Annotated in this window: 10 protein-coding genes; 7 read left to right on the forward strand and 3 right to left on the reverse strand. The window is 61.9% G+C overall.

The window, feature by feature from the left end:
- Positions 1–9 precede the first annotated feature (9 nt).
- The gene (locus GTW23_RS05175; protein ID WP_244615132.1) at positions 10–1,839 is read right to left on the reverse strand and encodes a sigma-54 interaction domain-containing protein; all 1,830 of its coding nucleotides are present in this window, start codon (positions 1,837–1,839) and stop codon (positions 10–12) included.
- A 231-nt stretch (positions 1,840–2,070) separates the two neighbouring features.
- Between GTW23_RS05175 and GTW23_RS05180 the strand changes: the two genes are divergently transcribed.
- From GTW23_RS05180 to GTW23_RS05200, 5 genes are read left to right on the forward strand one after another with little or no spacing between them, the layout of a single operon-like run.
- Positions 2,071–3,450, forward strand: a complete 1,380-nt coding sequence (locus tag GTW23_RS05180) for a CmpA/NrtA family ABC transporter substrate-binding protein (RefSeq protein WP_152008095.1) — start codon at positions 2,071–2,073, stop codon at positions 3,448–3,450.
- 3 nt (positions 3,451–3,453) lie between these two features.
- Complete coding sequence (ntrB, locus tag GTW23_RS05185; RefSeq protein WP_152008096.1) at positions 3,454–4,287, forward strand: nitrate ABC transporter permease; 834 nt, start codon at positions 3,454–3,456, stop codon at positions 4,285–4,287.
- A 10-nt stretch (positions 4,288–4,297) separates the two neighbouring features.
- A complete protein-coding gene (locus GTW23_RS05190) occupies positions 4,298–5,182 on the forward strand; it encodes an ABC transporter ATP-binding protein (RefSeq protein WP_152008097.1) in 885 nt (294 codons plus the stop codon).
- Positions 5,183–5,217: 35 nt separating this feature from the next.
- Positions 5,218–5,658 carry a cyanase gene (gene cynS, locus GTW23_RS05195; RefSeq protein ID WP_152011458.1) on the forward strand — a complete coding sequence of 147 codons (441 nt, stop codon included), beginning with the start codon at positions 5,218–5,220 and terminating at the stop codon, positions 5,656–5,658.
- The gene (locus tag GTW23_RS05200) at positions 5,658–6,122 is read left to right on the forward strand and encodes a nuclear transport factor 2 family protein (protein ID WP_152008098.1); all 465 of its coding nucleotides are present in this window, start codon (positions 5,658–5,660) and stop codon (positions 6,120–6,122) included. Before cynS ends, GTW23_RS05200 begins: the two co-directional genes overlap by 1 nt.
- 80 nt (positions 6,123–6,202) lie before the next feature.
- Here the strand turns inward: GTW23_RS05200 and GTW23_RS05205 are convergent, their stop codons facing one another.
- Positions 6,203–8,194 (reverse strand): PhoX family protein, encoded by a 1,992-nt coding sequence (locus GTW23_RS05205; protein WP_252914879.1) that lies wholly within the window; start codon positions 8,192–8,194, stop codon positions 6,203–6,205.
- 168 nt (positions 8,195–8,362) lie between these two features.
- On the opposite strand from GTW23_RS05205, the gene GTW23_RS05210 reads away from it, so the two are divergent.
- Positions 8,363–9,445, forward strand: coding sequence for a serine hydrolase domain-containing protein (locus GTW23_RS05210; protein WP_252914880.1), 1,083 nt, complete (start codon positions 8,363–8,365; stop codon positions 9,443–9,445).
- Between the two features lie 13 nt (positions 9,446–9,458).
- Here GTW23_RS05210 and GTW23_RS05215 read toward each other — a convergent pair whose 3' ends face one another.
- The gene (locus GTW23_RS05215; protein WP_152008101.1) at positions 9,459–10,694 is read right to left on the reverse strand and encodes an MFS transporter; all 1,236 of its coding nucleotides are present in this window, start codon (positions 10,692–10,694) and stop codon (positions 9,459–9,461) included.
- A gap of 202 nt (positions 10,695–10,896) precedes the next feature.
- Here GTW23_RS05215 and GTW23_RS05220 point away from each other — a divergent pair, with 202 nt between their 5' ends.
- Positions 10,897–13,659, forward strand: coding sequence for a DUF2339 domain-containing protein (locus GTW23_RS05220; RefSeq protein WP_252914881.1), 2,763 nt, complete (start codon positions 10,897–10,899; stop codon positions 13,657–13,659).
- Positions 13,660–13,706: the final 47 nt, after the last annotated feature.

Below are 13,706 nucleotides of genomic sequence, written 5' to 3' on the forward strand. Positions count from 1 at the left end.
GCCCGAGCTCTACTCGCTTTCCTCGAGCACGATGCCGTATTTCTTGATCCGGGAATAGAGCGTCGTGGGCTTGATGCCCATCAATTGCGCGGCGCCCTCTTCGCCTGAAACGCGCCCACCGCAGCGCTTCAGGCAGGCGATGATGTTGCTGACCTGCAAATCCTGCATCTGTTGCTCGGTGAGGATATCCAAATGCTCTGCGCGGCTGTGTCCGCTCGCGCCCTTTTGCAGATCGAGGATCAGCTTTTCGCCGCGCGAGAGGATGGCACCGCGTTCGACCACGTTCTGCAGCTCCCTGACATTGCCGGGCCAGTGGTAATCCTGCAACTGGCGGATATTGGCTTTGGTGATCGTCGGTTTCTGCAGGTTCAGCCGCTCGCAGGCGAGGGTAAGGAAGTGCTGTGTCAGCTCGGGGATGTCAGACAGGCGTTCGCGCAGGGGCTGACACTCGATCGGAAACACATTGAGATAGAAATAGAGATCCTGGCGCAGGGTTCCGTTCGTGATGCAGGCGTTGAGATCCTTGCTCGAGGAGGCGATGACGCGAACATTGATCTTGCTGATGCGGTTGTCGCCCAGCCGCTCGAGCGTCTGTTCCTGCAGGGTCTTGAGGATCTTGCCTTGGAGCTCTATCGGGATTTCGGAGACTTCGTCGAGGTAGAGAGTACCGCCATTGGCGATTTCCAGCTTGCCGGTTCGGTCGTGGACAGCGCCCTGGAAGGCGCCGCGGACGTGGCCGAACAGTTCGCTTTCGAAGGTCGAGGGAGAGATGCCGGCGCAGTTGATGCGGATGATCGGCCGCCGCGCGCGCGAACTCGACTTGTGGATGGCGGACGCAATCAGCGATTTGCCTGTGCCGCCTTCGCCGGTGATCAACACATTGCTCTGGGTCCTGGCGACCAGTTCGATCTGCGCCAGAGTGCGCATGATGGCGGGTGAGGATCCGGCCAGGTCGTAGTGGGAGCGGACATTGCGTATTTCTTCCTGCAAATACTCGTTTTCCTGCTCGAGGCGTTCGCGCAGGGCGTCGATCTGATCCATCGCCGCGCGCAGCTTGCGTTCGTTCTCGCGCCGCTCCGAAACATCGCGGAAGATCACCACTGCGCCGGCCAAGACCTGCTGGTCGTAAATCGGGGTCGAGGTGTACTCCACCTGGATGGGGCGGCCATTCTTGTGCCAGAACACCTCGTCTTCGACCCGGTTGACCTGCTCATTTCGGAACGAATGGTAGATCGGGCATTCCCGCGAGGGGTATTTGCGGCCATCGAGATGGTGATGGTGGATCATGGCGTGGATGTCCTCGCCAAGCAGATCCTCCTTGGTCCAGCCCAGCATCTCCTGCGCGGCATTGTTGACGAAGGTGGTTTTGCCTTCGAGATTGATGCCGTAGATGCCTTCCCCGGCGGCGTCGAGGATCAGCCGGTTCTCGTTTTCCATCTCCCGGAAGAAATCGCGCGCCCGGTCCCACTCCATCAGGCCCCTGGCGTGCAGTTTGTGGGTGGAGACATTCTGCGAGCGGGTGTCATAGGCGGCCATGTCGATGATCTGCATGACCAGATAGGTCGCGCCGCCATGGCTGACCGTGGAGCCGTGAATTTCGGTGTCGATCTCGCGACCGGCTGAGCTGATAACCGGCAGATCGCGGGTCCAGCTGGTTTTGTAGTGGTCGACCTTTTCGGTGAAAACGATCAGCTCCGGCAAACGGCCGACCAGGAAGCTGGCAAAATCCTTGCCGGGCAAGTCATCGTTGGCAAGCAACTGGGCGGCAGCACCGTTGGCCGCGACAATCAGGCCGCTAAAGGTGTCGAGCGCGATGCAGGGAAGGATGCTCGAATGCACATGGCTATGCGGAAGGGGCGGCGGGATGGTCATCCGGCAACATTGCGCATTGCAGCATGAAAAATCAACGAAATTTCGTAATTCACGATAATTCGTAATTTTTTGAACAAGGGTGACGCCTAATAGTCCAGTTTAAACAACATCTTGCAAATTTTCCCGGGAATTCGATTTTTGCGGACTTCTGTGTTTGAGCCGTTAGTCTTGGGTCAGGAATTAGCGCAGGAGACCCCGATGACAGTCAAGAGTCTAAACGACCCCTTCTCAAGCAAGGCCGATCTGCGGCACGGCGCCAAGTGCGGATGCTCCGCGTGTGCACCGGCGTCCGGCATTCGCGAAGAGAGTACGTTGCAGTCGAGCGAACAGATGATGGAGCGCGCGATCGAAAGCGCCATCGTGCGGTCTGTTTTCGGGCATTCCGACATCAGCCGCCGGTCCTTCATGGGCCTGGTCGGGGGAGGGACGGCTGCCGCCGCTCTTGCGTCTATCTTCCCGATGGACAAGGCCAAGGCGGCATTGCTCGACACTTTGGGCAAGCCTGAGAAAACCGATCTCAACATCGGCTTTGTGCCGATTACCTGCGCAACGCCGATCATCATGGCGCAACCGCTCGGCTTTTATGAGCGCTACGGTCTGAACGCGCAGGTGATCAAGACCGCCGGATGGGCGGTGGCGCGCGACAAGTCGCTGGCCGGCGAATATGACGCGAGCCACATGCTGACCCCGATGCCATTGGCGATGACGCTCGGCGCCGGCTCGGTGGCCGAACCCTACATCATGCCCGCGGTTGAAAACATCAACGGCCAGGCCATCGTGCTGTCGAACGAGCACAAGGACAAGCGCGATCCGAAGCAGTGGAAGGGTTTCACCTTCGGCGTGCCGTTCGAATACTCGATGCACAATTTCCTGCTTCGCTACTATGTCGCCGAGCACGGCCTCGATCCGGATGTCGACATCCAGATCCGTGTCGTACCGCCGCCGGAAATGGTTGCCAACCTGCGCGCCGGAAACCTCGACGGTTACCTGTCGCCGGATCCGTTCAACCAGCGTGCCGTCTGGGAAAATATCGGCTTCATCCACATCCTGACCAAGGAAATCTGGGAAGGCCATCCCTGCTGCGCATTTGCCGCGCCGCTGTCGTTTGCCACCGAGTTGCCCAACACCTACGGGGCGCTGCTCAAGGCGATCATCGACGCAACGCAATACGCTTCCAATCCCGACAACCGGAAAGAGATCTCGGCGGCGATCGCGCCGACCAATTATCTCAACCAGCCGGTCGAGGTCATCGAGCAGGTACTCACGGGAACCTACGCGGATGGGCTGGGCGAAGTGAAGCAGGTGCCCGACCGCATCGACTTCGATCCGTTCCCCTGGCACTCGATGGGTGTGTGGATTCTCACGCAGATGAAGCGCTGGGGCTATATCGAGGGCGACATCGACTACAAGGCGGTGGCCGAGCAGGTGTACCTCGCCTCCGATGCGAGGAAGATCATGACCGATCTCGGCTACGACGCCCCGGCGGAGAGCTACAAGTCGCACGTCATCATGGGCAAGACTTTCGATCCCGCGACGCCGGAAGACTACGTTTCGAGCTTTGCGATCAAAAAAGGCTGACGCATGACTGACATGTCCGTGAACAAGCGCGCGGCTATCCTCTCGTTCATCCTGCTGATCGGCGGCCTCCTTTTGTGGGAGGCCGCCATTCCAGGGCAGAAGGCGGTGGGAGAGCTGACCGAATATGAGCGACTGACGGGGGGTGGGGCGCAGAAAGCCGGCGTTCCGCCGCCGAGCCAGGTGCTGGAAAAGGCGTGGGAGCAGCTGAGCGACCCGTTCTACGATGCGGGTCCGAACGACAAGGGGATCGGCATCCAGATCGGCTATTCGATCTACCGCGTGCTGGCCGGCTATTTCCTGGCGGCGCTGATCGCCATACCGTTGGGCTTCCTGATCGGCATGTCCCCGGTTGCCTACAAGGCGCTCAATCCCTTCATCCAGGTGCTCAGGCCGATCTCGCCGCTGGCGTGGATGCCGCTGGCGCTGTTCATCATCCAGGACAGCGAGACCAGCGCGATCTTCGTGATTTTCATCTGTTCGATCTGGCCGATGCTGATCAACACCGCCTTTGGCGTTGCCGGAGTGCGCAAGGACTGGGTCAATGTCGCACGGACCCATGAGCTCGGTGCCCTGCGCACCGCCTTTATGGTGATCCTGCCGGCGGCCGCTCCAACGATCGTGACCGGCATGCGCATTTCCATCGGCATTGCCTGGCTGGTGATCGTTGCGGCCGAAATGTTGGTCGGCGGCACGGGTATTGGATACTACGTCTGGAACGAGTGGAACAATCTCGATCTGACCTCGGTCATCTTTTCCATCCTGATGATCGGCGTTGTCGGCATGGCGCTCGACGCGATGTTCGGTGTGTTGCAGCGCTTTGTCGTCTACAGCGAATAGGAGAACCACCGTGACCACTCCTTTCTTGAGCGTTGAACGCCTTAGCCAGAGATACCCGGACGGGGAGGGCGGCCAGACCACGATTTTCGAGAATGCCAGTTTCGGCATCGAGCGGGGCGAATTCGTCGTCATTCTCGGCCACTCGGGCTGCGGCAAGTCGACGATCATGAACATCCTGGCCGGACTGGCCGAGGCCAGCGAGGGCGTTGTCATCATGGATGGCAAGGAGGTCTCCGGACCCAGCCTTGATCGCGGCGTGGTGTTTCAGAACTATTCGCTGCTGCCCTGGCTGAGCGCGCTCAAGAACGTGACGTTTGCCGTCGCGGCCCGTTATCCGGACTGGTCGAAGGACCAGGTTCTGAGCCACTCGAAGAAGCATCTCGAGATGGTCGGCCTGAGCGCGGATGTGTTCCACCGAAAGCCGAGCCAGCTGTCGGGCGGCATGCGCCAGCGTGTGTCTATCGCCCGGGCGTTTTCGATCAGTCCGAAGCTGCTGTTGCTGGACGAGCCGTTCGGTGCGCTCGATGCGCTGACGCGGGGCACCATTCAGGACGAGCTGCTGAAGGTCTGGGCGGGGACCAACCAGACCGTGTTCATGATCACCCACGATATCGACGAGGCAATCCTGCTGGCGGACCGCATCCTGCTGATGACCAACGGCCCGTTCGCGCGGGTGGCGGAATCCGTGGAGATCACCATTCCGCGGCCGCGCAACCGGATCGAGATCGTCGAGCATCCGAACTACTACGCGATCCGCAATCATCTGGTGCAGTTCCTTGGCAAACATTCGAAGGAACTCGCAGGACCGACAGACGCCGTCGAGAACCGGCCCGAGACGGTCCGCATCGACAAGACCGCGCCGGCTGCGCGGTCGCCCAAGAAACTCGCCGTTTAACACCCTGAGCAGGAGACTTCATCATGGCCAAAATGATGACCAAGGAAGACGTGACCGAAATGATACTGTCTGCCAAGCGCACGACAGGCATGAAATGGGAGGACATCGCCGAGAAGATCGGCATGTCGCCGGTGTGGACGCATTCGGCCGCAATGGGCATGAACGCGATGCCCAAGGACAAGGCCGAGGCGATGGTCTCCGTGATGGGGCTGCCGCAGGAGGCGGCGCTGGTGCTGCAGGAGTATCCCACCAAGATCTGGGAGCAGGCAGTGCCGACCGACCCCTGCGTCTACCGGCTCTACGAAATCGTCGGGGTCTATGGTCCGACGATCAAGACGCTGATCCAGGAGGAGTTCGGCGACGGCATCATGTCGGCCATCGATTTCGACATGCAGATCACCCGCGTGGCCAATCCCAAGGGCGACCGGGTCAAGATCGAGATGTCGGGCAAGTTCCTGGGCTACAATTCCTGGTAATGTCGCGGCCTCCCTTCCCACCTTTCACCGAGCAGTCGGCGGTCCAGAAGATCAGGGCCGCCGAGGACGGCTGGAACGGCCGCGACCCGGCTAAGGTCGCACTCGCCTACACGCCGGACAGCAGGTGGCGGAACCGGAGCGAGTTCATCAATGGGCGCAGCGAAATCGAGGCGTTCCTGACCCGAAAGTGGGAAAAAGAACTCGAGTACCGGCTGATCAAGGAGCTGTGGGCGTATTCCGGCAACCGTATCGCTGTCCGCTTTGCCTATGAGTGGCACGATGCGGCGGGAACCTGGTACCGTTCCTATGGCAACGAGAACTGGGAATTCGACGAGGCGGGCTACATGATGACGCGCCACGCCAGCATCAATGATGTCGAGATCGCCGAAGCGGACCGGAAATTTCACTGGCCGCAGGGGCGGCGGCCGGAAGAGCATCCGGGATTGACGGAACTCGAATTATAGACCGGCGCCGATCTATGGGTCGCTGAACGACGAAGGGCGCCGCAGGGGCGCCCTTCGCGTTGATGGCTTGTGTGAGCCGGTCAGGCCATGCCGATCTTGCCGCCGCCCTGTTTGGTGACGGCGACGACGGCCGGACGCACCGGCATGTCGTCGCGGAAATCGGGCCAGCGGGTGGCGGGCTGCTCATAGGTGGCGAGGCCTTCGTCACCGGGATGCTGAACCGCGAGGAACACGGTTTCGCCTGTCGGGTCGAAAAGCGGGCCGCACATCTCGGCGCCGACCGGAACCCGGAAGAACAGTTTCGAGGTGGCTCGCGCATCCCCATCCGTATCGACGGCCCACAGACCATCGGTACGCCCGGTCCGCTTCTCGGAATTGCCGTCTGTCGAGACCCAGAGGCGTCCGTCAGCATCGATGGCGCAGTTGTCGGGCATGCCGAACCAGCCGTTGGTGGTGGTTGCGGAGGAGAAGCTGGCGCCGACTTCGGCGACCGCCGGATCTCCGCATTTGAGCAGGATTTCCCAGGTCGATTTGGTGGAGGCGAAGTCGCCATCGGTCTCGCTGATTTCGATGATGTGGCCGAAGGCATTGTTGGCGCGCGGGTTGGCGGCGTTTTCGTCACCTTCCTTGCGCCGGGTGTTGTTGGTCAGCATGCAATAGACCTTGCCGGTCATGGCATTGGGCTGAACGTCTTCGGGACGGTCCATCCTGGTGGCGCCGAGAAGATCACCTGCGCGGCGGGCCTCGATCACCACGTCGGCCTGGCTCATGAAGCCGTTGTCGGCATTGAGCGGGCCTTCACCGTGAACCAGCGGCATCCAGTCAACCGTGCCGTCCGCATCAAAGCGCGCGACATAGAGGATGCCATCGTCGAGAAGGTCCATGTTGGCCGCGCGGTCATCGGGGTTGTAGGCGGCGCTGGTGACAAACTTGTAGACATAGTCGAAGCGCTCGTCATCGCCGCAGTAAAACACCACGCGGCCATCCTTGTTGACAACGCTTTCAGCACCTTCATGTTTCATGCGGCCAAGTGCCGTGCGCTTCTTCGGTACCGAGTTGGGGTCCATCGGATCGACTTCGACAACCCAGCCGAAGCGGTTGGGTTCATTGGGCTCCTTGGAGACATCGAAGCGGTCGTGATGCGTGCCCCAGTTGTACCAGCCGGCGGGAGCGCCGTAGCGCTTGTAGTTGACCGCTTCGGGATGGCCTTCCGGCAGTTCGCCGATGAAGTAGCCGTGGAAGTTTTCCTCGGCCATCAGCCATGTGCCCCAGGGCGTGACGCCGCCGGCGCAGTTGTTGAGCGTGCCGAACACCTTTGTGCCTGACGTGTCCGCATTGGTCTTGAGGCGGTCGTGACCGGCGGCCGGACCGGTCAGCGCCATCTCGGTGCCGACGTGCAAACGGCGGTTCATCTTGCCGTCGAGGACCGGCATCCATTTGCCGTCCTGCTTGCGGATTTCGATGACGGTGCCACCGTGTGCGGCCATTTCGATGTCGACGATGTCCTTTGTGAACTCGCCCATCATCACCTTGTCCTTGCCTTCACCATCCTTGCCGATGGTGGCCCAGTTGGGGAACATCAGCTCGGCGTTGGTGTATTCGTGGTTGACCACGAGCAGGCCATGGTCGTCGGCACCATCGAGCGGAATGAAGCCGACATAATCGTTGTTGTAGCCGAACTGTTTCGACTGGCTTTCCGCCGTCTGGTTCATGGGGTCGAAATCCGGCGAATCGGCGAAGACCTTGTCGCCCCAGCGCAGCAGAACATCGGCGTCATAGCCCTCGGCAACGTGATGGGTTTCATCGACGCCGGCCTCGACTTCGGTGAACGAAAAGGCGCTCATACCTTCCGCACGGGCCTCATCGGCGATCATCAGCGCCAGCGGGCTGACGGTCGTGGCAATGGCGGTGACGGCGAGCGAGCCGCCAAGGAAGCCGCGGCGCGAGAAACGGCGGTTGATAATGTCGCCCATTGTGGGATTGTCTGACGGGTTGCGGCCGACATCTTCTTCCGCTTCGCGCAGTTCGGTGAGGTTGATGATTTCTTCATCTGGCTTGAACATGTCGTTCATGGCTTTCTCCATCGTGTTGGACTGACCCCGATGAATCCAAATGTACCAATTTGCGTAACGAGCTTATGACAGTTGACGCAGGATTGCAGCCTTCCTGTTTAGAAGCGGTGCGCATTGCAGCGCGCTCGCTGGCCTACCCGCGGTTCGTGCCGGCTCGGAGGAGTGGAAATGATGACACTGAGAATGGTCTTGCTGGGAAGCGCTGTCGGCCTTGCGCTCGGATGGCTGGCAGTCCCGGCAGCGGCAGGTGAACTGGAAGACTACCGGAGTGCGCTTGAAGAGTTTCTTGCGGAAAACGGACTTGCCGGCGGGACACTCTTTGTGCGGGGACCGGAAACCGAGATCGAGGTTGTTGCCGGCATGGCCGAGACCGGGACCCGGCGGCCGGTGACACCGGATACGCGGTTCTACATAGCCTCCACCGGCAAGATGATGGTTGCCGCCGCGGTCCTCGCCCATGTCGAAAAGGGGGATCTCGATCTCGATGCCAGGGTCTGGCCGCTGGTTCGCGATCTGCCGGGTATTGATGCGCTTGAGGGGATTGGCGAAGTCACGCTCCGCCAATTGCTCAATCATACTTCCGGTCTCGCAGATTATCTCGACGACAGTTTTGTGGGCGCTGCCCTGCTTGATATGAAGCGGCGGTGGAGCGAGGCCGAGGCCCTTGCCTTTGCCTATGGAGAACCTGCCTATGGCGAGCCCGGCGAGATTTTTGAGTACTCCAACAGCAATTATGTGCTGCTCGGCCATATTCTCAAAAACCGATCTGCGGATCTGGAGGCCGCACTTCGGGAGAGCGTGTTCGTTCCCTCGGGCATGTTGGCGACCACGGTCGGCGCCTCCGCGGAGGAGGCCGATCTCGCACATGGCTACGCCGGCGAAACCGGGGATACTGATATCAGTCAGTTGTCCTGGGCGAGTGTTCTGGCGGACGGGCCGCTGGTCAGCACCGCGCGGGATGTTGCAGGTTTCCTGCAGGCGTTGATGCGCGAACAGAGGATACTCAAAGCCGATCTGCTTGAAGAGATGCTGGCCGGCACTAAGCAGGACGATAGCTACGGTCTCGGCATGGCCAACGGCGGCGATGATTGGGGCGACTGGTACGGCCATTCGGGCAGCTATGATGGTTTCGAGGCAGACGCCCGGTACTATCCAGATGCCGATCTGGTGCTGGTCTATACGGTCAACGGCAACAGCGTCACGGATACGGATCTTCTGGATCTCGCCGCCGGAATCTACTTCGACAACTAGTCGCCCTGTCGTCTCATTCCGCCGGCGCCAGTTCCGGCCGCTCCACGGCCTGTTCCCGGATCGGCCAGTGGACGATCGCGGCGAAGATGCCGAGTGCCACGCCCAGCCACCAGACCGGGTTGTAGGTGCCGAAGATGTCGTAGAGATAGCCGCCGAGCCAGACGCCGAGGAAGGAGCCGACTTGGTGGGCGAGAAACACCACCCCACCCAGCATGCCGAGATGGCCGGTGCCGAACATGATTGCCACCAGCGCATTGGTCGGAGGCACGGTCGACAGCCACAGCAGGCCCATGACGATGGCGAAGATCACCACCGAGGTGCTGGTCTGCGGCAGCAGCAGGAATGCGGTGACGGCGATTGAACGGCCGATATAGATCCAGACCAGTGCCATCGGCTTGGAATAGCGCTGGCCGATATAGCCCGAGGCCAGCGAACCGATGATGTTGAAGAAGCCGATGAGCGCCAGCGACAGCACCGCAAAGGAGCTTTCGATACCGATATCGCGTAGATAGGCCGGGAAATGGGCGGTGATGAAGGCCACCTGGAAGCCGCAGACGAAGAAACCGGAGACCAGCAGCAGGTAGCTCTTGTGGCCGAGCGCTTCGCGCAGGGCTTCACCGATAGACTGCTTGTACTGAAGCGCCGATTGCGAGCCGGAATTCGAGTTGCCGCGCAGCGGAATGGCCAGGAACGGGATGATGAACATCATCGCCGCCATCCAGATGAGCGCTTCCTGCCAGCCATAGGCATCGATCAGGCCCTGGCTCAGCGGTGCGAAGACGAACATGCCGGCCGAGCCCGCTGCCGTGCCTATGCCGAAGGCCATGGAGCGCCGCTCCGGCGCGACATTGCGGGCAAATGCGGCCAGCACGATGCCGAAGGAGGCCGACGCAATGCCCAGCCCGACGAGGACGCCGCCGCCGATGTAGAACCAGCCGGGGCTTGGCGCCACCGACATGATGAACAGTCCGCTCGAATAGACGAATGCGGACAGGGCCAGCACCTTCCAGGTGCCGAACTTGTCGGCAATCGCGCCAAAAAACGGCTGGCCCAAGCCCCAGAACAGGTTCTGGATCGCCATGGCGAGACCAAACGTCGTCCGGTCCCAGCCTGTGTCAGCGAGCATCGGCAACTGGAAGAAGCCCATGGCCGAACGTGGTCCGAAGGACAGGAGCGAGATCAGCGAACCGGCGATGATGATCAGCCAGGGCAGCGATGGAACGGCTGGGGAGGGGCGGGTTTCGGACATGAACGGCTCCTGAGATGTGGGGCGACTTTAGGCATTTCCATCCATTCGACAAGTGCATTTGTTTGAAGGAATGGATCAGCAGAATTGATGTTCGCCACTCGTTAACCGCGAAAGTCGACACTGCCGGCTGATTTCGCACACCATGGTTGTGGATGGCTGTGGCAGTCTATAATCGGGACCATTCACTTTACTGGATTTGCGCATGTTCTCCTTGCTTGGTTTTATGCTTCTGATTGCCCTGGCCTTGTGGGTCCGCAGTGTTTCGCTCGAGCAACGCAGGATGGCCGAGCAATTGGCATTGCTGCGCCGTGAACTCGACCGGCTTCCGGTCGGGGTAGCGGCGGAATCCGGTGCCGGGACAGGCGATGAACCGGCAGAGCCGCGGCGGGATGCGCCGGAAAGCACAGGCGCCGGGCCGGAACCGGAGGGGTCTGAGCCAAAGGCCGCTGAGGCGGCAGATGCTGCCCGGCTTTCTGCCGACGCTGCCGCCGGGCGAGCGGAAACCGGCGGCGCCGGGCCAGAGCGGCGTGACGAGGATGACACCGGGTTGCCGGAGGCCGCTGTTCTGGCCGCGTCTAGCCCGGGCAAGGGCATGGATCTGGAGAGCCTGATTGGCGGCCGCTGGTCGGCGCTGCTTGGCGGGCTTGCGGTTGCGCTGGGTGTGCTGTTTCTGGCACGCTATTCCATCGAGGCCGGTCTGCTTGGCCCGCGTGCCCGGATGACGATGGGCACGCTGTTGTCGCTGGCCCTGTTCGGGGCCGGCGAATTCATGCGCCGCCGCGACCGCCAGGAAGCGATGCCGACTTTGATGAGTGCGGACATTCCGGGGATCCTGACCGGGGCCGGCGCCATCGGCGCCTTCGGCACGATCTATGCGGCCTACGTGCTCTACGGTTTTGTCGGCCCGGCAGTGGCGTTTGTCGGTCTTACTGTTCTCGGCATCGCCAGCCTGCTCCTGTCCGCCGTTCACGGGCCGAAGCTCGCGGCTCTCGGATTGGTCGGCGCCTATGTGTCGCCGTTGCTGGTCTCCTCGCAGGACCCCAACCCGGTGGCCTTCGGCGCCCATATCCTGGTGGTGACCGCCGCAGTGATGGGGGTTGCGCGGATTCGCGGCTGGCGCTGGCTGGCAATCGGCGGCATTGCCGGATCGACAGGTCTGGCGCTGCTGCTTTTGACGATTTCGACGCTGACAGCGTGGTTCACGCTCGGACTTCTGCTCGTGGCCCTGTTTGCCGTCCACGTGACAAGCCTGGTGGCCGGTATCGAAGATCGCCCGGATCCGCTCGCGGACCGGGCGGCGGCTCGGCTTGCGGTCGGTGCGCTGCTTTGCATTGTCATGGTTGCCGCCTTCGCCGTTCTGGCCTGGGACACCCAGGTGCCCTTGCTGCTGCTGGTTTCCGGGCTTGCTGCGGTCATGGTGGGCGCCGGCGGGATCTGGCCGTCGCTGTCGCTCATCGCCCCGCTTTCCGCAGTTCTGGCCGTTGTGGCGATGCTGTCGCTCAGGATCGATTTCCCGGTCATTCCGGGGATCACATCGGGTCTCGATGTTCGTGATGGCCTGATGGCGCCGGATCTGGGGGGCTTTGTCCGCAACAGTCTGCTTCTTTCGGTGCCGTCCTTCCTGCTCGCCGTCTTCTTCGGCCTCAGGGCAGCGGCCACCGCCCCGGTCGCGGCCGGGCGTCTGGCGATCGCGGTGAGTGCGATTGCCGCCCTGACCATGGCGGCGATCTATCTGTCGGTCGCCCCGTTCGAGACCCATGTTCCGACCGGGCTCGCGGCACTGGCGCTGTCGGCCATGATGGTCGGACTGACGGAGAAATTCGGCCGCGCCAGACCGGATGACTGGTCGGCCGCGGCTCCGGCATGGCTGGCGGTGGGCGCGGTGGCGCTCGCGGGGCTCGCGGTTGCGATCCTTTTAACGCGTCAATGGATGCCGCTAGGGTTTGCGGTGACTGCTGCCGGCGCCTGCCTGATCCATGGCAGACGGCCGGTGCCGGCGCTCGGCTGGCTTGCCGTGGTGCTCTCGCTGCTGGCCTCCTCTGGGCTCCATTTCAATGCACCGTTTTCCGCCGATGTGATCGGGTCGACGCCGTTCGTCAACTGGCTGGTCGTGATCATCGCCCTGCCGGCCGCGCTCCTGATTTGGGGCGGTCTGGCGTTGCGCGGATCGGGCGGGCGCCGGCCCGGCGAACTGGTGATTGCCTTCGGCCTTGCTCTTGCCGGGCTGTTCGTGGCGCTGGAGCTGCGCCACTTCATCGCCGGCGGCGATATCACCGGTGCGCCGTTCGGCCTGATCGACATGGCGACCCAGTCTATTGCGGCGCTTTGCTTTTCCGTCGGGCTGCAATGGGCTGCCCGGCGCAGCGACGCGAGCGTCTTTCCGCTGGCCTCGCTTGTCGTCGGAGCGCTCGGCATCGCGGCGATGGTGATCGGGCTGATCGTGGTGTTCAATCCGTTCCTGAGCCAGGCAGCTGTGGGCGAAGGGCGGGTGTTCAACCTGCTGCTTCCCGGCTACCTGATCCCTGGCCTGCTTGCCGCCCTGACCGCCTATCTTGCCTCGGCAGCACGGCCCAGATGGTACCGGATCGGCTATGGCGCAACCGGCGCCATATTGCTGTTCATCTACGTATCGCTGATGGTCCGGCACGGATTTCAGGGCGAGAGGGTCGGCTTTCTGCGCAGTACATCGGATGCGGAGATCTGGGCCTACTCGGTGGCGTGGCTGATCATGGGGGGCTGCACGCTGGCGCTCGGACTGGTCTTGCGGTCATTGCCTCTGCGGGCGGCGTCGGCGGCGGTCATCTCGCTGACGGTCGCGAAGGTGTTTCTCATCGACATGTCGGCGCTCACCGGCGCCTTGCGGGCGTTCTCGTTCATCGGCCTCGGCGTGTCGTTGATGGTCATCGGCCGGTTCTATCAGCGGGTGTTGCTGCGCACCGGCAACCGGTCCGCGGACAAGGCCTGAACCGGGCCTTTGTTGACAGTGGCCGCTGCTGAGGGAATGCTTGCGAG

The organism is Parahoeflea alexandrii, assembly GCF_024105735.1.
Lineage (GTDB): Bacteria > Pseudomonadota > Alphaproteobacteria > Rhizobiales > Rhizobiaceae > Hoeflea > Hoeflea alexandrii.

Excerpts from the sequence above, each read along its gene's own strand:
- cynS (WP_152011458.1), top strand. The coding sequence starts at position 5,218 with ATGACCAAGGAAGACGTGACCGAAATGATACTGTCTGCCAAGCGCACG.
- GTW23_RS05200 (WP_152008098.1), top strand. The coding sequence starts at position 5,658 with ATGTCGCGGCCTCCCTTCCCACCTTTCACCGAGCAGTCGGCGGTCCAG.
- GTW23_RS05220 (WP_252914881.1), top strand. The coding sequence starts at position 10,897 with ATGTTCTCCTTGCTTGGTTTTATGCTTCTGATTGCCCTGGCCTTGTGG.
- GTW23_RS05210 (WP_252914880.1), top strand. The coding sequence starts at position 8,363 with ATGATGACACTGAGAATGGTCTTGCTGGGAAGCGCTGTCGGCCTTGCG.
- GTW23_RS05180 (WP_152008095.1), top strand. The coding sequence starts at position 2,071 with ATGACAGTCAAGAGTCTAAACGACCCCTTCTCAAGCAAGGCCGATCTG.
- GTW23_RS05205 (WP_252914879.1), bottom strand. The coding sequence starts at position 8,194 with ATGAACGACATGTTCAAGCCAGATGAAGAAATCATCAACCTCACCGAA.
- ntrB (WP_152008096.1), top strand. The coding sequence starts at position 3,454 with ATGACTGACATGTCCGTGAACAAGCGCGCGGCTATCCTCTCGTTCATC.
- GTW23_RS05215 (WP_152008101.1), bottom strand. The coding sequence starts at position 10,694 with ATGTCCGAAACCCGCCCCTCCCCAGCCGTTCCATCGCTGCCCTGGCTG.